Origin of the sequence: Streptomyces sp. V4I2 (assembly GCF_030817655.1) — a bacterium.
Lineage (GTDB): Bacteria > Actinomycetota > Actinomycetes > Streptomycetales > Streptomycetaceae > Streptomyces > Streptomyces plumbiresistens.
Genome location: NZ_JAUSZM010000003.1, coordinates 8501779 through 8522091 on the forward strand (window position 1 = coordinate 8501779; position 20313 = coordinate 8522091).

General features: G+C 72.7%; 16 protein-coding genes and 1 pseudogene. 12 read left to right on the top strand and 5 right to left on the bottom strand.

Annotation, left to right across the window (positions count from 1 at the left end; all coding sequences use genetic code 11):
- Window positions 1-2: 2 nt before the first annotated feature.
- Window positions 3-197: a hypothetical protein gene (locus tag QFZ76_RS39865; RefSeq protein ID WP_307678227.1), complete on the bottom strand. Its 195-nt coding sequence runs from the start codon at window positions 195-197 to the stop codon at window positions 3-5.
- A gap of 169 nt (window positions 198-366) precedes the next feature.
- Here QFZ76_RS39865 and QFZ76_RS39870 point away from each other — a divergent pair, with 169 nt between their 5' ends.
- Together QFZ76_RS39870 and QFZ76_RS39875 are read left to right on the top strand one after the other, a co-directional pair.
- Complete coding sequence (locus tag QFZ76_RS39870; protein ID WP_307678229.1) at window positions 367-1626, top strand: sensor histidine kinase; 1260 nt, start codon at window positions 367-369, stop codon at window positions 1624-1626.
- Window positions 1627-1712: 86 nt separating this feature from the next.
- Entirely contained in the window at window positions 1713-2402 is a 690-nt protein-coding gene (locus QFZ76_RS39875) for a response regulator transcription factor (protein ID WP_266449883.1), read from the top strand.
- A gap of 28 nt (window positions 2403-2430) precedes the next feature.
- On the opposite strand, the gene QFZ76_RS39880 is transcribed toward QFZ76_RS39875, so the two are convergent.
- Window positions 2431-3453 carry a Gfo/Idh/MocA family oxidoreductase gene (locus QFZ76_RS39880; protein WP_307678230.1) on the bottom strand — a complete coding sequence of 341 codons (1023 nt, stop codon included), beginning with the start codon at window positions 3451-3453 and terminating at the stop codon, window positions 2431-2433.
- A gap of 130 nt (window positions 3454-3583) precedes the next feature.
- Between QFZ76_RS39880 and QFZ76_RS39885 the strand changes: the two genes are divergently transcribed.
- From QFZ76_RS39885 to QFZ76_RS39920, 8 genes and pseudogenes are all read left to right on the top strand, one after another.
- Window positions 3584-4321, top strand: coding sequence for a GntR family transcriptional regulator (locus QFZ76_RS39885; RefSeq protein WP_266453009.1), 738 nt, complete (start codon window positions 3584-3586; stop codon window positions 4319-4321).
- Between the two features lie 149 nt (window positions 4322-4470).
- Window positions 4471-5619 carry an ROK family glucokinase gene (locus QFZ76_RS39890; RefSeq protein ID WP_307678231.1) on the top strand — a complete coding sequence of 383 codons (1149 nt, stop codon included), beginning with the start codon at window positions 4471-4473 and terminating at the stop codon, window positions 5617-5619.
- Complete coding sequence (locus QFZ76_RS39895) at window positions 5616-6194, top strand: sugar kinase (protein ID WP_307678232.1); 579 nt, start codon at window positions 5616-5618, stop codon at window positions 6192-6194. Before QFZ76_RS39890 ends, QFZ76_RS39895 begins: the two co-directional genes overlap by 4 nt.
- Before the next feature lie 99 nt (window positions 6195-6293).
- On the top strand, window positions 6294-9152 hold the full coding sequence (locus QFZ76_RS39900) for a DEAD/DEAH box helicase (protein ID WP_373464427.1): 2859 nt from the start codon (window positions 6294-6296) through the stop codon (window positions 9150-9152).
- A pseudogene (locus QFZ76_RS39905) lies at window positions 9149-11433 on the top strand (SWIM zinc finger family protein). Before QFZ76_RS39900 ends, QFZ76_RS39905 begins: the two are co-directional and overlap by 4 nt.
- Window positions 11434-11573: 140 nt before the next feature.
- Window positions 11574-12878, top strand: coding sequence for a 4-carboxymuconolactone decarboxylase (gene pcaC, locus QFZ76_RS39910; RefSeq protein WP_307678233.1), 1305 nt, complete (start codon window positions 11574-11576; stop codon window positions 12876-12878).
- Between the two features lie 34 nt (window positions 12879-12912).
- On the top strand, window positions 12913-13548 hold the full coding sequence (locus QFZ76_RS39915) for an MBL fold metallo-hydrolase (RefSeq protein ID WP_307678234.1): 636 nt from the start codon (window positions 12913-12915) through the stop codon (window positions 13546-13548).
- A 45-nt stretch (window positions 13549-13593) separates the two neighbouring features.
- Complete coding sequence (locus tag QFZ76_RS39920; protein ID WP_307678235.1) at window positions 13594-14373, top strand: exodeoxyribonuclease III; 780 nt, start codon at window positions 13594-13596, stop codon at window positions 14371-14373.
- Window positions 14374-14390: 17 nt separating this feature from the next.
- Here the strand turns inward: QFZ76_RS39920 and QFZ76_RS39925 are convergent, their stop codons facing one another.
- Window positions 14391-16160, bottom strand: coding sequence for an SGNH/GDSL hydrolase family protein (locus tag QFZ76_RS39925; RefSeq protein WP_307678236.1), 1770 nt, complete (start codon window positions 16158-16160; stop codon window positions 14391-14393).
- Between the two features lie 172 nt (window positions 16161-16332).
- Between QFZ76_RS39925 and QFZ76_RS39930 the strand changes: the two genes are divergently transcribed.
- Both QFZ76_RS39930 and QFZ76_RS39935 read left to right on the top strand, forming a co-directional pair.
- A complete protein-coding gene (locus QFZ76_RS39930; RefSeq protein ID WP_307678237.1) occupies window positions 16333-16740 on the top strand; it encodes a DUF6278 family protein in 408 nt (135 codons plus the stop codon).
- 126 nt (window positions 16741-16866) lie between these two features.
- Entirely contained in the window at window positions 16867-17610 is a 744-nt protein-coding gene (locus QFZ76_RS39935; protein WP_307678238.1) for an amino acid ABC transporter ATP-binding protein, read from the top strand.
- A gap of 155 nt (window positions 17611-17765) precedes the next feature.
- On the opposite strand, the gene QFZ76_RS39940 is transcribed toward QFZ76_RS39935, so the two are convergent.
- Both QFZ76_RS39940 and QFZ76_RS39945 read right to left on the bottom strand, forming a co-directional pair.
- Window positions 17766-19331 carry a CocE/NonD family hydrolase gene (locus QFZ76_RS39940; protein WP_307678239.1) on the bottom strand — a complete coding sequence of 522 codons (1566 nt, stop codon included), beginning with the start codon at window positions 19329-19331 and terminating at the stop codon, window positions 17766-17768.
- A 124-nt stretch (window positions 19332-19455) separates the two neighbouring features.
- Window positions 19456-20214, bottom strand: a complete 759-nt coding sequence (locus QFZ76_RS39945) for a hypothetical protein (protein ID WP_307678240.1) — start codon at window positions 20212-20214, stop codon at window positions 19456-19458.
- Window positions 20215-20313 lie beyond the last annotated feature (99 nt).

Genomic DNA, 20313 nt, shown 5'->3' on the forward strand with positions numbered 1-20313 from the left:
CGTCATTTCTGGCTCTCGGCGACGGCGAAAAGCGCGAACGCCAGCACGACCAGAGTGACGCTCGCGTAGATCTCGTAGCCGTCGAGGAAACCGACCCGTTGCACGAGCCCCACGTGCCAGTCGGTGAACTCATGCAAGAGACCCATCACGCCCTGCACCAGGGCGACAAAACCCAGTAGCTCCAGCAGCTGCTTCATGGAAAGACCCTCGCCCCGCGGACCCCCCACCCACATCGGCCGCGGGGCGAGGCACGTCCGACGGAAGTCCCCGTCCCGCCGGGCCTGCCGCGCCGAAAGTCTCCGGTGCCGCGACTTTGGTCGACGATCCGGTGCGCGGGGCACTGGCGCGGGCCGCCGGTGCGTAGATTTGTCGACCGTGAGCGACGACGTGACGGTGCCCGAAACGCCCGCCTTCCCCGGGCGGCGCTGGCTGTTGCCGTCCGCGGTGATCCACGAGTTCGACCCGGAGACGCGGCGGCCCGGCCGACGCCCCCGGCGCACCGCGCGCGACTGGATCGTCGACTTCTCCTGCTTCCTGATCGCCGTCCTCGTGGGCCTGGTCGGCGCGGACGCCGTGACCTCCAATCCGAACGTCCCGCACGCCCTCGCCGTCTTCGACCAGTGGCTCGGCGCACTCGCCTGCGCCGCGATCTGGCTGCGCCGCCGCTGGCCGGTAGGACTGGCCGTGGCGACGATCCCCGTCGGGATGGTCTCGGACACCGCGGGCGGTGCCTGCATGATCGCCCTGTTCACGCTCGCCGTGCACCGCCCCTTCCGGTACGTGGCCTGGGTGGGCGGCATCAATTTCGCGCTGCTCCCGGTCTACTTCTGGCTGCGCCCCGACCCCGAGCTGCAGTTCGGCATGGCGGTCGCCATCTTCCTGCTCCTGACCGCCGCCGTGGTCGGCTGGGGCCTGGTCGTACGGTCCCAGCGGCAGCTGATGCTGAGCCTGCGCGACCGCGTCCGGCGCGCCGAGACGGAGGCACGGCTGCGCGCGGAGCAGGCGCAGCGGCTCGCCCGCGAGGCCATCGCCCGGGAGATGCACGACGTGCTCGCGCACCGGCTGACCCTGCTGAGCGTGCACGCCGGCGCCCTGGAGTTCCGCCCGGACGCGCCCCACGAGGAGGTCGCCCGGGCGGCCGGCGTCATCCGGGAGAGCGCGCACGAGGCTCTGCAGGACCTGAGGGAGATCATCGGCGTCCTGCGCACGGGCGACTCCGACGACGCCGGCCGGCCCCAGCCGACGCTCGCCGCCCTGGACATGCTGGTCGCCGAGTCCCGCGAGGCCGGCATGAAGGTCACCCTCGACAGTCGCGTCACCGACGCCGACACCGTCCCGGCCTCGGTCGGCCGCACCGCCTACCGCATCGCCCAGGAGGGCCTCACCAACGCCCGCAAGCACGCTCCCGGCGCGGAGGTCACGGTGTCCGTCAGCGGCGCCCCCGGGGAGGGCCTGACGATGTCCGTCCGCAACCCGCCGCCCGACGGCGAGGTCCCCCACGTCCCCGGCTCCGGCCAGGGCCTGATCGGCCTGACCGAACGCGCCACCCTGGCCGGCGGCCGCCTGGAGCACGGGCCGGAGGCGAACGGGGGCTTCGGGGTGCGGGCGTGGCTGCCATGGAGGTGACTCCCACGGCGGGCGGTGCCGCCGCCCCCAACTCGCGCGGCACAACGGTGATTCGCCCGCCGCACAACCATGATTACGTGGGCCCCATGACTGCGATCAGACTGCTCCTCGTCGACGACGACCCGCTGGTCCGGGCCGGCCTGTCCTTCATGATGGGCGGCGCCGACGACATCGAGATCGTCGGCGAGGCGGCCGACGGCAGCGAGGTCGAGGAGATGGTCGACCGCACCCGCCCGGACGTCGTCCTCATGGACATCCGGATGCCGTCGGTGGACGGGCTGACCGCCACCGAGCGGCTGCGCGGCCGGCCCGAGGCCCCGCAGGTCGTGGTCCTGACCACCTTCCACGCGGACGAGCAGGTGCTGTGGGCCCTGCGCGCGGGCGCCGCCGGATTCGTCCTCAAGGACACCCCGCCCGCCGAGATCCTCGACGCGGTGCGCCGGGTCGCGGCCGGCGACCCCGTGCTGTCGCCCACCGTGACCCGCCAGTTGATGCAGCACGCGGCCGGAACCGCCGCCGACACGCGTCGCACGCGCGCGCGTGCCCGGATCGCCGCCCTCAACGACCGCGAACGCGAGGTCGCCGTCACCGTCGGCCGTGGCCTCTCCAACGCCGAGATCGCGGCGGCGCTCTACATGAGCGTCGCCACGGTCAAGACCCACGTCTCCCGCATCCTCGCCAAACTCGACCTCAACAACCGGGTACAGATCGCGCTGCTGGCGTACGACGCGGGACTGCTCGACGAGGCCGGGGAGGGCGGGCCCCAGATGTGCTGACCGGACAGCGCGAAGGGGCGGAGCCCCTTCACATGGCCGCGGTGCCGGCCGCGCCCGCGATCTCCGCCAGCCACACACCCCGCCGCTGCCGCCGGGACACCTCGCACGCCTCGGCGACCCGCAGCGCCTGCAAGACCTCGCGCCCGTCACAAGGGTTCGCCCGCTCACCCCGCACGACATCGACGAACGCACACAGCTCCGCCTCGTACGCCGGCCCGAACCGCTCCAGGAACCCCGTCCACGGCTTGTCCGCGGCCGGCGGCCCCGTCGGCTCGGTGGACGCGATGGGCGTACGGTCGTCCAGCCCGACCACGATCTGGTCCAGCTCCCCGGCCAGCTCCATGCGCACGTCGTACCCCGCCCCGTTCAGCCGCGTCGCGGTGGCCGTGGCGAGCGTGCCGTCGTCGAGCGTGAGCAGCGCCGCACCCGTGTCGACGTCGCCCGCCTCGCGGAACATGGCGGGACCCGCGTCGGACCCGGCCGCGTACACGTCGACGATCTCGCGCCCGGTCACCCAGCGCAGCACGTCGAAGTCGTGGATCAGGGTGTCCCGGTAGAGCCCGCCGGACTGCGGCAGGTACGCGGCCGGCGGCGGCGCCTGGTCGGAGGTCAGCGCCCGCACGGTGTGCAGCCTCCCGAGCCGCCCCGAGCGCACCGCGTCCCGCGCGCCCGTGTAGCCCGCGTCGAAGCGGCGCTGGAACCCCATCTGCAGGATCGTTCCGGCTGCCTCGACCTCACCGATCGCCTGTAATGTGCCCGCCAGATCCAGCGCGATCGGCTTCTCGCAGAACACGGGAAGCCCCGAGCGTGCTGCCCGACCGATCAGTTCGGCGTGCGCCGACGTCACCGTCGTGATCACCACCGCGTCCACGCCCCACTTGAAGATCTCGTCCACACCCGGCGCCGCCGTCTCACCCAGCCGGTGCGCGAGATCCTGGGCCCGCGCGGGGTCCACATCCGTGAGGATCAGCGAGCCGACCTCCCGGTGTCGGCTGAGGGTGTTCGCATGGATGGTGCCGATGCGGCCCGTACCGATGACTCCGATGCGCATGGGACCAAACTGCGGTCCGACCCGCCGCGCTGTCAATGCGTATGTCCGGACAATCGAACTACACAACTTCCCGTCAACCATCCACAGAGCTACGCTCGGCCCCGTGCCGAAACCAGAAGTGCATCCGTCCGTGACGCTCGAGCTCAGTGTGGATCGCAGCAGCCCGGTGCCGCTGTACTTCCAGCTGTCCCAGCAGTTGGAGGCCGCCATCGAGCACGGCGCACTCACCCCCGGCAGTCTGCTGGGCAACGAGATAGAGCTCGCCGCCCGGCTCGGCCTGTCCAGGCCCACCGTCCGCCAGGCCATCCAGTCGCTCGTCGACAAGGGCCTGCTGGTGCGCCGCCGCGGTGTCGGCACGCAGGTCGTGCACAGCCAGGTCAAGCGCCCCCTGGAACTCAGCAGCCTCTACGACGACCTGGAGGCGGCAGGCCAGCGCCCGGCGACGAAGGTCCTGGTCAACACCGTCGTCCCGGCGACGGCCGAGATCGCGGCCGCCCTCGGCGTGGCCGAGGACAGCGACGTACACCGGGTCGAACGGCTGCGCCTCGCGCACGGCGAGCCGATGGCGTACCTCTCCAACCACCTGCCGCCCGGACTGCTCGACCTGGACACCGAGCAGCTGGAGGCCACCGGCCTGTACCGCATGATGCGGGCCGCCGGGATCACGCTGCACAGCGCCCGCCAGTCCATCGGCGCCCGCGCGGCCACCGCCGCCGAGGCCGAGCGGCTCGCCGAGGAGGAGGGCGCCCCGCTGCTCACCATGCAGCGCACGACCTTCGACGACACCGGCCGCGCGGTCGAGTTCGGCAGCCACACCTACCGGCCGAGCCGCTACTCCTTCGAGTTCCAGCTGCTCGTACGCCCCTGAAGCCGGAGTTCCGGTTCGTCGCAATGTCAGGACAATGCGACCGGCCCACAACCCACACATCAGCCTTACCCGCACGGCACACGAACAGGAACCGATCCGTTGCCACCCTGTACGGCATCCACCCCTACGGTGAGGCAGAATCGGCCCCGATGAGCACCTACGGCAACTTCAGCGCCCCCATCGGCTCCCGCCGCGCGCCGGCGCTCCGCACGGTCGGTACCAGGGAGCGCCGCTCGCACCTGACCGCACCCCGCGTGCCCACCGTCGGGATCGACATCGGCGGCACAAAGGTGATGGCGGGCGTCGTCGACGCCGACGGCAACATCCTGGAGAAGCTCCGCACGGAGACCCCGGACAAGTCCAAGAGCCCGAAGGTCGTGGAGGACACGATCGTCGAACTGGTCCTGGACCTCTCCGACCGCCACGACGTGCACGCGGTCGGCATCGGCGCGGCCGGCTGGGTCGACGCCGACCGCAACCGCGTCCTGTTCGCGCCCCACCTGTCCTGGCGCAACGAGCCCCTCAGGGACCGCATCACCAGCAGGCTCTCCGTGCCCGTCCTCGTCGACAACGACGCCAACACCGCCGCCTGGGCGGAGTGGCGCTTCGGCGCGGGCCGCGGCGAGGACCACCTCGTCATGATCACGCTCGGTACCGGCATCGGCGGCGCGATCCTCGAGGACGGCCAGGTCAAGCGCGGCAAGTACGGCGTCGCCGGCGAGTTCGGCCATATGCAGGTCGTGCCCGGCGGCCACCGCTGCCCGTGCGGCAACCGCGGCTGCTGGGAGCAGTACAGCTCCGGCAACGCGCTGGTCAGAGAGGCGCGGGAACTGGCCGCGGCCGACTCCCCGGTGGCGTACGGGATCATCGAGCACGTCAAGGGCAACATCGCCGACATCACCGGCCCGATGATCACCGAGCTGGCCCGTGACGGCGACGCGATGTGCATCGAGCTGCTCCAGGACATCGGCCAGTGGCTCGGCGTCGGCATCGCCAACCTGGCCGCCGCCCTCGACCCGTCCTGCTTCGTGATCGGCGGCGGCGTCTCGGCCGCCGACGACCTGCTGATCGGCCCGGCGCGGGACGCCTTCAAGCGGCAGCTCACCGGCCGCGGCTACCGCCCCGAGGCCCGGATCGTCCGTGCCCAGCTCGGCCCCGAGGCCGGCATGGTCGGCGCCGCCGACCTCTCCCGCCTGGTCGCCCGCCGCTTCCGCCGCGCCAAGCGGCGCCGGGTGGAGCGCTACGAGCGCTACGAGCGGTACGTGGAGGCCCGCCGTACGTCCCAGGACACCGCGTGACGGCGTCGCTGCCGCGCTCGGCCGCGGCCTCGGACGAACCCCGGCCGCCGGAGGACCGACGCCACCGGATCCGCCGCCGGGCGCTCACGCTGATCATCATCGTGCTGCTCATCGGCGTGCCGGCCGGCTACCTCGTGATCTCCGCCAACCAGAGCCGCAACAGCGGCAAGGACAAGGAGGCGAAGTACTCGGCCACCGGCCTCAGCGAGGGCTGGCCGTCCAAGGTCCAGCGCCGCCTCTACCAGATGCCGGTCCCGCACCCGGCGGACCACGTCGCCTACTACGAGACCAACAACTGGAAGACCAGCCGCCTCTACGTCCAGTTCCGGACCAGCGACGCCGGCCTCGACGCCTTCCTCACCGGCGTGGGCGTCAACCGGGAGGACCTCGAACAGGGCGAGATCACCATCAGCACGCGTGACCAGAGCATCAGCGGCTGGTCCTTCAAGGGCCCCGGCCCGTGGTGGGGCCTCGTCCACACGCAGAAGAACCCGGCCCCCAGCCAGGACATCGTCGTCAACCTGTCCGTCCCGGCCAGCCCCATGGTCTACGTCGTCTCGCGCACGGTTCCCTAGGCCGACGGGCCCCGGCCGGTCGGCGGGGCCGATTGTCAGACCCCGCCCGTAGAGTCGAAGACGACTGATCCGACACACGGGCGGGAGGTGACAGGACGTATGAGCGGCATGGCGGCGACAGCGCCGGGCAGCGCGGGCCGAGCGCTCCCGACGGACGGGCGAGCGGCGGAGTCCGTCCCCCTCCGCCTCGCGGCCGTGTTCCTGCCCGCACCCCTGCCGCGCGAGGGCCGGATCGCCTTCTGGGACCCGGAAGAGGGGCAGCTGCCCGCCCCCGACACCGAACTCACCGTCGTACGACGACACGGCGCCGGCGTACGCCGCAGGACCGCCCCCGCGCTCTCGCTCCCCCTCGCCGAGGCCCTGCCGCTGCTCGTCCGCGCCCGGCGCGACCCCGCCGCCCACCCCGCCACCGCCTGCTGGGGCGCCGCCGCGCTGCACGCGCTGCGGCTCACCGCCCGCGGCCGGCTGCTGCCCGGCCTGACGGCCACCGGCCACGACGCCTGGCGGGCCGGCCCCCTCGACCCGGACGACATCGCCCACCTGCGCGCGCTGGCGGCCGCCCTGCCCTACGAAGGGCACGCGGTCCCGCTGCCCGGCCCGGGGGTGATCCGGCTGCCGGAACCGGAAGCGCTGATGCGCTCCTTCCTGGACGCGGTCGCGGACACCCTGCCCCGCACCCCGGCCGCCGCGTACGCCTCCGGCAAGCCCTTCGCCGCGCGCGAACCGCAGCGCCTGCCCGGCGCCGCCGACTGGGCGGCCGAGGTCGCCGCCGGCATGGACGCGGGCGTGCGCATCTCACTCCGCCTGGACCTGGCGGCGTACAACCTGTTCGACGACAGCGGCGACGGGGCGCGCCACGCGGGCGCGGCCATCGCCCAGGTGCACAGCCTCGCCGACCCCACCCTCGTGGTCGACGCGGCGGCCCTGTGGGCGGGCGACGCGGACGCCGCCTTCGGCTCCCGCGCGCGTGTGGACGCGGCCCTCGCCGTGCGCCGCGCGGCCCGCGTGTGGCCGCCCCTGGACCGCCTCTCCGAGCAGGACGTGCCCGACGTACTGGCCCTGTCCGACGAGGAGTTGGGCGATCTGCTCGGCGTGGCCGCGACCCGGCTCGCGGCGGCCGGAGTGGCCGTGCACTGGCCCCGGGACCTGGCGCAGGACCTGACCGCCGCCGCGGTGGTCCGGCCCGCACCCGGCTCGGCGACCGACGGCACCGGCTTCTTCGAGAGCGAGGAACTGCTCCAGTTCCGCTGGCAGTTGGCGCTCGGCGGCGACCCGCTCAGCGAGGGCGAGATGGACGCGCTCGCCGAGGCCCACCGCCCCGTCGTCCGCCTGCGGGACCAGTGGGTGCTCGTCGACCCCGCCCTCGTCCGCAAGGCCCGCAAGCGCGAACTGGGCCTGCTCGACCCGGTCGACGCGCTGTCCGTCGCCCTCACCGGCAGCGCGGAGGTCGACGGCGAGACGGTCGAGGCGGTTCCGGCCGGCGCCCTGGCCACCCTGCGCGACCGCCTGACGGCCGGGGTCCGGCCCGCCGAGCCGCCGTCCGGCCTGCACGCCACCCTGCGTGACTACCAACTCCGCGGCCTGGCCTGGCTGGACCTCATGACCTCCCTCGGCCTCGGCGGCTGCCTCGCCGACGACATGGGACTCGGCAAGACGATCACCCTCATCGCCCTGCACCTGCGCCGAGCCCGCGCCGAACCCACACTGGTGGTCTGCCCGGCCTCCCTGCTCGGCAACTGGCAGCGGGAGATCACCCGGTTCGCACCCGGCGTCCCCGTCCGCCGCTTCCACGGCCCCGAGCGCACCCTGGACGACCTCGACGGCGGCTTCGTGCTCACGACGTACGGCACCATGCGGTCGGCGGCCCCGCGACTGGCCGAGCAGCGGTGGGGCATGGTCGTCGCGGACGAGGCCCAGCACGTCAAGAACCCGTACTCGGCCACGGCGAAGGCCCTGCGCACGATCCCGTCCCCCGCCCGCGTGGCCCTCACCGGCACACCGGTGGAGAACAACCTGTCGGAGCTCTGGGCCCTGCTGGACTGGACGACACCGGGGCTCCTCGGCCCCCTGAAGTCCTTCCGCGCCCGCCACGCGCGCGCGGTGGAGAACGGCGAGGACGACGAGGCGGTCGCCCGGCTGGCCCGCCTCGTCCGACCCTTCCTGCTGCGCCGCAAGAAGTCCGACCCCGGCATCGTCCCCGAACTGCCGCCCAAGACGGAGACGGACCACCCGGTCCCCCTCACCCGCGAACAGGCCGCGCTGTACGAGGCGGTGGTGCGCGAGTCGATGCTGGCCATCGAGACCGCGCAGGGCATCGGCCGCCGGGGCCTGGTGCTGAAGCTGCTGGGCGCGCTGAAACAGATCTGCGACCACCCCGCGCTCTACCTGAAGGAGGACGTCCCGACGACGGCCACCGACCGACTGGCCGCCCGCTCCGGCAAGATGGCCCTGCTGGACGAGTTGCTGGACACGCTCCTCGCCGAGGACGGGTCGGCGATCGTCTTCACGCAGTACGTCGGCATGGCCCGCCTGATCACCTCCCACCTGACCGCCCGCGCGGTCCCGGTGGACCTCCTGCACGGCGGCACACCGGTGCCCGAGCGCGAACGCATGGTGGACCGCTTCCAGAACGGGGCGACCCCGGTCCTGGTGCTGTCCTTGAAGGCGGCCGGCACCGGCCTGAACCTCACCCGTGCGGGCCATGTCGTCCACTTCGACCGCTGGTGGAACCCGGCCGTCGAGGAACAGGCCACCGACCGCGCCTACCGCATCGGCCAGACCCAGCCCGTCCAGGTCCACCGCCTCATCACCGAGGGCACGGTCGAGGACCGCATCGCCGAGATGCTGGAGGCCAAGCGGGCCCTCGCCGACGCGATCCTCGGCTCCGGCGAATCGGCCCTCACGGAATTGACCGACCGCGAACTCACCGACCTGGTCTCCCTCCGGAGGCCCCAATGACCCCCACTCCCGCCGACCGGGCACGGCGCGCACTCCAGGAGGCCCGGGAGCGCGCCGCCGACCGCGGAGCGGCGGATGCCGAGCAGCGACGGGCGCCGCAGGAGGCCGGGGTCTCGGAGGAAGGCACGGCACCCGCGGAGGCGGGGGAACGTGGGAGAGCTGGGGAGCAGGAAGCTGCGGCGCCGGTGGACGGCGGAGCGCCTGGGACGGAGGCGAGGCCCGGGGCGGAGACGGTGCGCGCGAGGCAGACGGTGCCTGGGACGCCGGCGGGTCCCGAGGCGGAGACGGTGCCTGGGACGGAGGCGGGGCCTGGGACGGGGGCGGGGCCTGGGGCGGAGACGGTTTCCGACCAGGCTCCGGCGGCTCAGGCTCGGCCGGGTGACGTGGCCCGTGACGCGCTTCGCAGGGCGATCGCCGCCAGACGAGGTCGGGCCGCGGACGCCGATGACGCAGACCGAGTCGACGACAGGGCAGCGCCGGAGGCGGGCACCGGCAGCGCGTCCGACAGCGAGGCCGATGGGCCGGCCCGGGACGCGTTCGGTGGTGCCGACGGCGGTACTTCAGGCAGCTCGGCGCGGGAGTCATCGGCCGGTGGCGAAGCGGACCGTTCAGGCATGCGTCCCGCGGACGTCGCACGCGAGGCGTTGCGTGCGGCCCGCGACACGGCGCGGCGGGCTCGGGCGGACGCCGTGACCCAGGAGAAGGAGACCGCACGACGAGCGGCCCGCCCCACCCCGCCCGCCGCCTCCCCGGCTCGTGGCGCCGCGTCCGGCCGGGCCGCCGACCGCCGGGCGCGTGACGTACGGGAGTTGCTGGCCGACGCCTTCCGGATGCCGGCCGAGGAGCCGGGAGACAGCGACTTTTCGGAGGAGGGGTTCGACAGCGCAGGATCGCCCGCGCCCTCAACTGCCATGAGCCCGGCGGATTCTGCCGACGACACGACGAGGCCCGCCCCGCCGCTCCCCGCCCCCAACCCCGCGACCCCACCCGCACCACCACCCCACCGCCCCCCTTCCATGGCCGCCCCCGGCCGTGACGGCGACTTGCGTCGCACCTTCCCCGCCTTCACGCCCCGCCCCTCCGACGGCACCGGATTCGCCGAGACCTGGTGGGGCAACGCGTGGGTCGCCGCGCTGGAAGAGGGAGCGCTGGATGCCAAGCGGCTGGCGCGCGGCAGGGGATACGCCGAGCAGGGGAACGTGGACGCCATCACGGTGACTCCCGGCCTGGTGCTCGCGTACGTGCAGGGCAGCCGCCCCCGGCCGTACCGCGTGCAGGTGCGGTTGCGCACGCTCGACGACGCCGACTGGGAGCGGTTCCTGGACAGTGCCGCCGAGCGGCCGGGACACATCGCCGCGCTGCTCGACAAGGAGATGCCCCAGGCGCTCGCCGAGAGCGGCGTGCGGCTGCTCCCGGGCCCCGGCGACCTCGAACCGCAGTGCAGTTGCCCGGACCGAGGTCACCCCTGCAAGCACGCCGCCGCGCTCTGCTACCAGACCGCCCGACTGCTCGACGCCGACCCCTTCGTGCTGCTCCTGCTGCGCGGCCGCGGCGAACGGGACCTGCTCGACGCCCTGTCCCGGCTGAGCGCCACCCGCGCGGCCCGTGCCGCACAGGACCAGGGACCCGCTCCGCTGCCCGGCATACGGGCCAGTGACGCCCTCGCGCCCCGCAGACTCCCGCCCCTCCCGACGCCTCTGCCCCCGCCCCCGCATCCCGAGCAGCCCCCGGTGTATCCCGCGGCCCCGGGCGGCCCGGACCCCTTCGCGCTGGACCAGTTGGCGACCGACGCGGCGGCCCGCGCCCACGCGCTGCTCGCCACCGGCCGGGACCCGGTCGGCGAACTGACTCTGTGGCAGGACGCGGTACGGCTCGCCGCGGCCCGCCCCGGCTCAGGCCTCACCGCAGGCACCCGCGCCCTCTACGCGGCACTCGCCTCCGCCGCCGGCCGTACCCCGTCCGAACTGGCCCGCGCGGTCGCCGCCTGGCGGCAGGGCGGACTGGAGGGCCTCGCCGTCCTCGAAGAGCCCTGGGACCCGCCGGCCGGCCGTTTCGACCGTGCCCGCGCCCCCTCCTCCTCGCCGCCGACCTCCCCGCCTTCCGCCCCTGGCACAACCACCTCACCCACCCCCGCGGCCATGTCCAGCTCCGCCTCGGCCGCGACGGCCTGTGGTACGCCTACGAGTCCGAGCCGGGCCACGACGACTGGTGGCCCCGCGGCACCCCCGACCTGGACCCGGTCGGCGCCCTCACGGGCCTCGGCACACCGAGCGACCTGTGACCCCGACCGCCCCCGGCCGACTCCCCGCGGCCCCCTCCCGTGAAGGCCGTGTGAGAGTTCCCCGCTGATGTGCGGGAGGCAGGTGTGGGGAGTGGGGGCCCAGCGGTCGGCCCGCAAGAAAAGGCGGTTAGCGTGGAGCGGTGAGTGAGACGAAGACCCCTGCCCTCCAGTACCGCTTCGACGGTCCGGAAGACGCCCCGGTGCTCATCCTCGGCCCCTCGCTCGGTACCACGTGGCACATGTGGGACCGGCAGGTCCCCGAGCTGGCCAAGCAGTGGCGTGTCTTCCGTTTCGACCTGCCCGGGCACGGCGGCGCCCCCGCCTACCCGGCCGGCTCGGTCGCCGACCTGAGCACCCGGCTGCTGGCCACCCTCGACGCACTCGGTGTGCAGCGCTTCGGCTACGCGGGCTGCGCCCTCGGCGGCGCGGTCGGTATCGAGCTGGCCCTGCGCCACCCCGAGCGCGTCGCCTCGCTCGCGTTGATCGCGGCCTCGCCGCGCTTCGGCACGGCCGACGAGTTCCGGCAGAGAGGGGTGATAGTGCGGACGAACGGGCTCGATCCCATCGCCCGGACCTCCCCCGAACGCTGGTTCACCGGCGGGTTCGCCGCCGCGCAGCCCGCGATCACCGAGTGGGCGGTGCAGATGGTGCGAACCACCGACCCCGGCTGCTACATCGCGGCCTGCGAGGCGCTGGCCTCGTTCGACGTGCGGTCCGAGCTGGCCCGTGTCGGCGTCCCGACCCTCGTCCTCGTCGGCTCGGACGACCAGGTCACCGGCCCCGCCGAGGCCCGCACACTGGTCGCGGGCATCCCGGACGCCCGGCTCGCCGTCGTCCCCGGCGCCTCCCACCTGGTGCCGGTGGAGCAGCCCGCCGCCGTCACCGACCTCCTGGTGCGGCACTTCTCCACCGCCTGGCAGCCCGCCTTCGACTCGACCACGGGCCAGATGGCGGCGATCGTGGCGCCCCCGGCCAAGCCGGTCCTGTCCGCCGCGCCGCCGCAGCCCGCGCCCCGCGCCGAGATCGCCCCGGCCGCCGTGGAAGCCCCCCAGGGCCTGGGGCGCCCCGACCCGTACGACGCCGGCCTCAAGGTCCGCAGGGAGGTACTCGGCGACGCGCACGTCGACCGGGCGCTGGCGCAGGCCGACGAGTTCTCGGGCGACTTCCAGGAGTTCATCACCCGCTACGCCTGGGGCGAGATCTGGGACCGGCCCGGCCTCGACCGGCGCTCCCGCAGCTGTGTCACCCTCACCGCCCTGGTCGCCGGCGGCCACCTGGAGGAGCTCGCCTTCCACACCCGCGCCGCCCTGCGCAACGGCCTCACCCCGGCCGAGATCAAGGAGGTGCTGCTGCAGGCGGCCGTCTACTGCGGCGTACCGGCGGCGAACAGCGCGTTCAAGGTGGCCCAGCAGGTCATCCGCGAGGAGACGACCCCGACCGAGTGACCGCACGTACCGGGCCGCGGGCAGGATGGACTCCATGAAACTCACGAAGAAGTCGCACTCCTGCGTCCGCCTCGAGAAGGACGGGCGGACGCTCGTGCTCGATCCCGGGGGATTCAGCGAGGAGGACGCCGCGGTCGGCGCGGACGCCGTCCTCGTCACGCACGAGCACCCCGACCACTTCAACGAGGGGCGGCTGCGGGCCGCCATGGAGGCCAACCCGGCCGCCGAGATCTGGACCCTCAGGTCGGTCGCGGAGAAGATCTCCGCCGCCTTCCCGGGCCGCGTCCACACCGTCGGACACGGCGACACCTTCACCGCCGCCGGCTTCGACGTCCAGGTCCACGGCGAACTGCACGCCGTGATCCACCCGGACATCCCGCGCATCACCAACGTCGGCTACCTCGTCGACGACGGCAGGGTCTTCCACCCCGGCGACGCCCTCACCGTCCCCGACCACGCGGTGGAGACGCTGATGCTCCCGGTGATGGCCCCCTGGAGCAAGATCTCCGAGGTCATCGACTACGTCCGCGAGCTCAGGCCGCAACGCGCGTACGACATCCACGACGCCCTCCTCACCGACCTCGCCCGCCCGATCTACGACCGTCAGATCGGCGCCCTGGGCGGCACGGACCACCTGCGCCTGACGCCGGGGGAAGCGGCCGAGCTCTGAACCGGCCGTCGAGGACTGTCAGACCCGCCCGGTAAGTTGTCGGACATGCGCATCGCGACCTGGAACGTGAACTCGATCACCGCCCGCCTGCCGAGGCTCCTGGCCTGGCTGGAGAGCAGCGGCACCGACGTGCTGTGCCTCCAGGAGGCCAAGGTCGCCGAGGAGCAGTTCCCGCTCGACCAGCTGCGCGAGCTGGGCTACGAGGCGGCGGTGCACGCCACCGGCCGGTGGAACGGCGTGGCGGTGCTCTCCCGCGTCGGCCTGAAGGACGTGGTCAAGGGCCTGCCCGGCGACCCCGGCTTCGACGGCGCCCCGGAGCCCCGCGCCATCTCGGCGACCTGCGGCCCGGTCCGCGTCTGGTCGGTCTACGTGCCGAACGGCCGCGAGGTGGACCACCCGCACTACGCCTACAAGCTCCAGTGGTTCGAGGCCCTGAAGGCGGCCGTCGCCGGTGACGCGGGAGGCAGCCGCCCGTTCGCGGTGCTGGGCGACTACAACGTGGCCCCGACGGACGACGACGTGTACGACAGGTCCGCCTTCGAGGGCTCCACCCACGTCACCCCCGCCGAGCGCGCCGCCCTGGCCTCCCTGCGCGAGGCGGGCCTGTCCGACGTGGTCCCGCGGCCCCTGAAGTACGAGCACCCCTTCACGTACTGGGACTACCGCCAGCTCTGCTTCCCCAAGAACCGCGGCATGCGCATCGACCTGGTGTACGGCAACGAGCCGTTCGCCAAGGCGGTCACCGACGCGTACGTGGACCGCGAGGAGCGCAAGGGCAAGGGAGCCTCGGACCACGCGCCGGTGGTCGTGGACCTGGAGGTGTAGTCACCCGGCGAGCAGCCTCAGGTCCCGAGCAGCCTCAGATCCACCGACCGAGCCAGCGCCGCCAGCCCCGCGTCACCCGGATGCAGATGGTCCCCGCTGTCGAAGGCGGGCAGCAGCCGCGCGGGGTGCACGGGGTCGCGCAGCACCGCGTCGAAGTCGAGCAGGCCGTCGAACTCGCCGGTGCTGCGGAGCCACGCGTTGACCGTGCCCCGCTCGCCGTCGACGGCCGGCGTGCAGCGCGCCTCGCCCGCGCACGGCAGGATCGTCGCCGCCAGCATCCGCAGCCCCCGAGCGTGCCCCCGCGCGGCGAGCTCCCGCAGTCCCGCGATCACCTGCTCCGCCGTGGCACCCCACCGCACGTCGTTGACGCCCTCGAACACGACCGCCGTACGCGCGGACGTCTGCGCGAGGACGTCCCGGTCGAACCGGTTCAGCGCACTCACCCCGCCGGTGTCCGCGGAGACCCCGTCCCCGGGATACCGGTCGGCGACCACACGGTTCGCGGAGATCCCCTGGTTCAGCACCCCATAGTGCGGGACCACATTCTGGGCCAGCAGACGGGTCGCCAGCACATTGGGCCACCGCCGGTTGGCATCCACCGTGGACCTGTCCCCGTCGGTGATCGAGTCCCCGAGCAGCACCACCGAACCCGGCCCGCCGCCCACGTCCACACCGGTCAGCAGCGGCCAGCTCGTCACCACCGAGGTGTACGCCGCCGGGGATCCGTCCGCCGCGTGATCGCCCGGCTCGCTCAGGTACGACCGCTGCGCCGCGAGCCGGTGCACCGGCGCCGCGGACACGGAATCCGGCAGACGGAAGCTCACCAGCAGATCGGCATCCGCCGGCACCGCGAAGTCGAACGGATCGCTGAACGCCTGCGCCCCTGCGGGGATCTCGACACCCGCCGCACCCAGGAAGGACACCGGCAGCGGCGCGTCCCGCGCCGCCGCGCCCTCCGCCCGCACCGCCACCGTCGCGCTCCCGATCCGTACCGGCGCCGCGGCGAAGGTGTTGTCGAACCGCAGCCGCACCCGTGGCCCGCCCGCCGACGTGTGCACCACAAGCCTGAGCGTCCGGTCCGACCACGGCCCCACGGCCGGGTAGCCGGAGGTCGCGGCCGCCCAGCTCCCCGTCCAGCCGGGCGTGGCGGCGGCCCGCACCGACAGCGCGAACACATGCAGGTCGGTCGCGTCCGGCAGCCGTACCGAGACCACTGGGCGCCCCGGCAGGATCGGCACTGTCACGACGTACAGCCGTGCCTGCTCGGCGAGTTGGCCGACAGGTGTGTTGATGTGCGGCAGTGCCACCGCCTTGGTGGCGAGCGGGCCGCGGCGCCAGTCGGGGGCGGTCAGCAGGTACGGGGAGCGGGTGCCGTCGGCGTACGCGACCGTGCCCGTGCCGGTCACCGGCATGCCGGCCGTGCCCGCGATCAGGAAGGCGAGCGCGTCACCGCTGCCGTCCACCCGGACGTCCTGCCCGCCGGCCCGCACGTTGTCCGGCTCGCCTGGCGCGCGCCGAGGCCAGGTGAGCCGCGCCGCCTGCACGGTCAGCGCGCGACCCGGCGTCCAGCCCGCGGCCGCCAGATCCCGCGCCGACAGGGAGGCGCCCGAGCCGTCGAAGTCCGCCTCGCCCGGCCGGGCGTCGGCACTGACGGCCGCGTTGTCGAAGAGCCGCTCCAGCGGGACAGGTGCCACCCGGCTTCCGGGGACCGCCGACGCGGCGCTGTCCGGCAGGAGGGCCGCGAGCAGGGCCAGGACGACCGCACCACCCACCAGGCATCGGCGCACGACCGACTCCTTCCGATCACCACCCGCTCACGACGAGACGGACGCGTCGCGAAGCCGAAGAGACACCAGTGACAGGTCAACGAGCCGGGCGCGAACTCGGTGTGCAGCCGACCGGAATCGATGGCCCGCGCGCCTGTGGTGCGCACGGGGGTACGAATGACACGCTGGGCATATGAAGATCCCTTTTCTGGGCCACCGGCGTGACAAGCCCGGCGCCCTCGATCCCGAGGGCATCGCCGAACTTCTCTCCGAATGCGAGCTGCTGCGCTCCCAGGCGTCCCAGGAGGGCGTCCAACTCGACGACACGGCTGCCTCGTTGGAGGCGCTGGACCAGCTGGTGCCGCGCTGGCGGGACGACGAGGAGGTGCTGCCGTGGCTCGGCAACGACGCCGGGCTCTATCTCGGCACGGTCATCGTGCGCACGGTTCCCGGCGCCGCGTGGGACCTGTGGCCCGACGGCCAGCCCGTCATCCGGCTCGCCTCCGGCCGCGAGTTCGACGTCGTGGCCTCCGGGCAGGAGTGGGCCGTCAGTGGGGTGCCCGAACTCTCGCAGCTGTATGCCGAGGTGGCCGAAGCGTGAATCTCCGGCCCACGGGACGACGTAAATACGGCTTATGCCCGGAAAGTGCGTGTCGTGCCTCAACCGCGATCTTGCCCGGATAAGTTGCGGCACCTACGACACAGCTGAGAGTGAGTAGGGCTGGGCATGGCCGTCGATCCGTTGATCGAACTGCGTGACGTCAACAAGTACTACGGGGAGCTGCATGTCCTGCAGGACATCAACCTCACCGTCGGCAAGGGGGAGGTGGTCGTGGTCATCGGGCCTTCGGGGTCCGGGAAGTCGACACTGTGCAGGGCGATCAACCGGCTGGAGGCCATCCGCTCGGGGTCCATCACGCTGGAGGGGCAGCCGCTGCCGGACGAGGGCAAGGCCCTCGCGGGACTGCGCGCCGAGGTCGGCATGGTGTTCCAGTCCTTCAACCTGTTCGCCCACAAGACCGTCCTCCAGAACGTCTCGCTGGCCCAGATCAAGGTTCGCAAACGCAAGAAGGAGCAGGCCGACCAGCGCTCCCGTGAACTCCTCGAGCGCGTCGGCGTCGCCGACCAGGCGGACAAGTTCCCGGCGCAGCTCTCCGGCGGCCAGCAGCAGCGCGTGGCCATCGCCCGCGCCCTCGCGATGGAGCCCAAGGCGCTCCTGTTCGACGAGCCGACCTCCGCGCTCGACCCGGAGATGATCAACGAGGTCCTCGAGGTCATGCAGCAGCTGGCCCGGGACGGTATGACCATGGTCGTCGTCACCCATGAGATGGGTTTCGCCCGCTCGGCCGCCAACCGCGTCGTGTTCATGTCCGACGGCCGCATCGTCGAGGACCGCACCCCCGAGGAGTTCTTCACCGACCCGCGCAGCGAGCGCGCCAAGGACTTCCTCTCCAAGATCCTCAAGCACTGAGCGGGGGAGTGCGAACCGTGTTCCATGCCACCCGTATGCGCGCCGCCCCGGCCGGGCCGGGGACGCTGCTGCCGGGTGGGGCTCCCCCTACAGCCCCGACACCGTAGGGGGGTGGCAGTCCGCAGAGCCCATATCCGCCCGGCAGCAGCCGGAGATCACTGCTCGCGCAGCGGAATCGACACGTACGACGGGTCGGTGGCCGGCGAGGAGAAGGTCAGCTGCGCGCCGGACGGGTTGTGCTCGATGTAGAGCGGGTCGACCGTGTCGACCACCAGGGCCAGCCGGTGCCCTGCCGGGACGTCGTAGGCCGTGGAGAACAGCTCCAGGTCCACGTCGAACGGCTTCCCGGGCGTCTGCCCGTGGAAGGTGTACGGCGCGTTGCTGACCAGCTTGCCGAGGCCGAGCGGCCCCACGTCGTACAGGTAGGCGACGAGGGTGCCGCTCTCCTTGGTCGGAGTGAGAGTGGTGTGCAACTTCGCGGTGCCGCGCACCTGTTGGGCCTTGGTGTACTTCTCCGACTGCCACACGGCGGCCCAGCGGCGGGGGAGCAGGGGGATCGAGGCGACCGGGGGCAGTCGGGCGATCTGGTCGAGGATGCTGGACAGGAAGACCACCCCGCCGTTCGCCCCGGAGTCGACGTTCGCGCGGATCGTGGTCGTGCCGGCGAGGGCGATCTTCTTCCGCGTCGCGCCGACCGATTTCCAGTCCGGATAGCCCTCGTAGCCGCCCGTGGAACGGGACTTGAGCCGGACCGGCTGTTCGCGGTCGATGCCGTTGTCCTCGTCCCGGAGGTGGTGGTCGAACCAGCGCCCGGTGTCCGTCCACACGTCGTTGGGCAGCCCGAACAGGCCGGTGACCTCGGAGGTCGCGTGGTCGCCGGGGCGCAGCTCCAGTCTCTTGGGGCCGGTCAGCTTCTCGTAGAAGTCCGTGTACTGGTTGGGCGGGAAGATCGTGTCGCCCCAGGCGTTGGCCATCATGACGGCGGCGCCGTTCTTGTTCAGCTGGTCGACATAGGTCGCAGCGGAACGTTTCTTCCCCCAGGCGATCATCTCCGGCTCCCTGGCCAGGTTGGAGGCGTAGAAGTCGTCGAAGATCTGCCGCACTTCGGCGCTCTGGCGGCCGGTGACCAGGCTCGCCCCGTCCAGCAGGCCGGCGGCCTGGACATGCTGGGTGCGGCCCGAGTAGATCGAGGCGATCAGGTCGGCCCAGCCGCTGAGGGCGGCGACCGCCTTGACGCGCTTGTCGTGCGCGGCGGCGAGCAGGCTGATGCCGGCACCGTACGAGAGGCCCGCCATGCCGACCTTCTGTGCGTCGGCCGGGGTGTTGGCGAGGGCCCAGTCGATGACCTTGGACGCGTCGGCCGTGTCGGGCGGGCCCGCGACTTCTATCTCGCCGCCCGACTGCCAGAAGCCGCGCACGTTGTAACTGACCACGACATACCCGGAGTTCGCGAGCTTCTGGGCCTGGGCCAGATACTCGACCTGGGGCAGACCCCAGCTCGTCGGCATCACGAGCAGCGGGTAACGGCGGGTGCCGTCGGCGCCGGCGGGCGTGACGACGTTGGCCTTGAGGACCGTGCCGCCGTCACCGGCGATGTCGACGAAGCGGATCGCGGTCGCCGCCTGGGCGGCCGGTGCGAGCCCGAGGGCGCTGCCGGCGATCAGCGTCGCCGAGACGGCACCCACGGCGGTGGTACGCAGGGCCTTGCGATGGTTTCCCACGGGTCACTCCTGACTCGGTCACTCGTGTAAGTGCAAAGTGACCCGACGGTAACCTCGGCCTCTTACCGTAGGTAACCCGTCGGTAAGTTACGTGGGAGTAACGATTGGTGGAATGTGCTGAAATCTAGGAGGCGCGGTGCGAGTTGCGCGGAACCGCCGGGGTGGGCAGGGGGGTCTGTGCCTCCCGGGTGACGTCCGCGACGAGTTCGACGACATCGGGGCCGTAGGCCTGCGAGTTGACGATCTTCAGCAGCAGGGCGAAGGGGGTGTTGCCGTACTTGCGCGTCAGCCGCTCGTGGTTGTTGGCGAGGTAACGGGTCGTGGCCTGGTTGGTGATCGAGGTCTGGCCGCAGAAGAGGAAGACGGGCCGGGTGCCGTGGCTCTCGTCGACGGTGAGCCGGGCGAGGAGCGCGTACTCGGCCCTGCCGACCTCCACTCGGTAGCGCTCGGAGCCGATCTGGAAGGCGCCGCGGTCGGGGCTCGGCTCGGCGTCCACGTTCACCCGGACGCCGGGGAGCAGTGAGGACAGATGTGCCGCCATACGGCGGTTGGATGCCGGGCCGCCGACGCAGAACTCGGTGCGCTCACCGAAGCCCTGGCGTGCCGCGTCGTGCGGGACGACCTGGGCGTGGGCGTTGCAGTCCTTGATCAGCGCGGCCAGTTCGAGGAGCGCGAACACGTCGTAGCGCATCACCGCCAGATCGGGGCCGGCGGCGCCGCGGTTGACCACCAGCAGCGACTCGGAGTTGTCGGGCAGCCCGAAGAAGGCCTGCTTGCGGCGGAGCTTCCGCTTCCACAGGTAGGTCCTGGCCAGCCAGCCGAGCGCGGCACTGATGCCGGCGGCCACCACCCCCAGGACGATGTTGCGCACGTCGTCATTCATGGGCGCGCATGCTAGCGGGCCAACGCAAACCAGTGTTCGAAAACGGCCTGTTGAGGGTCTGCTGACGGGGGCATGGCGATCGCATAGGCTGCGCGAACG

Excerpts from the sequence above, each read along its gene's own strand:
- QFZ76_RS39880 (WP_307678230.1), bottom strand. The coding sequence starts at position 3,453 with ATGCGCATCGGAGTCATCGGTACGGGCCGCATCGGCACCATCCATGCG.
- QFZ76_RS39865 (WP_307678227.1), bottom strand. The coding sequence starts at position 197 with ATGAAGCAGCTGCTGGAGCTACTGGGTTTTGTCGCCCTGGTGCAGGGC.
- QFZ76_RS39920 (WP_307678235.1), top strand. The coding sequence starts at position 13,594 with ATGCGCATCGCGACCTGGAACGTGAACTCGATCACCGCCCGCCTGCCG.
- QFZ76_RS39935 (WP_307678238.1), top strand. The coding sequence starts at position 16,867 with ATGGCCGTCGATCCGTTGATCGAACTGCGTGACGTCAACAAGTACTAC.
- QFZ76_RS39930 (WP_307678237.1), top strand. The coding sequence starts at position 16,333 with ATGAAGATCCCTTTTCTGGGCCACCGGCGTGACAAGCCCGGCGCCCTC.
- QFZ76_RS39900 (WP_373464427.1), top strand. The coding sequence starts at position 6,294 with ATGAGCGGCATGGCGGCGACAGCGCCGGGCAGCGCGGGCCGAGCGCTC.
- QFZ76_RS39875 (WP_266449883.1), top strand. The coding sequence starts at position 1,713 with ATGACTGCGATCAGACTGCTCCTCGTCGACGACGACCCGCTGGTCCGG.
- QFZ76_RS39945 (WP_307678240.1), bottom strand. The coding sequence starts at position 20,214 with ATGAATGACGACGTGCGCAACATCGTCCTGGGGGTGGTGGCCGCCGGC.
- QFZ76_RS39890 (WP_307678231.1), top strand. The coding sequence starts at position 4,471 with ATGAGCACCTACGGCAACTTCAGCGCCCCCATCGGCTCCCGCCGCGCG.
- QFZ76_RS39915 (WP_307678234.1), top strand. The coding sequence starts at position 12,913 with ATGAAACTCACGAAGAAGTCGCACTCCTGCGTCCGCCTCGAGAAGGAC.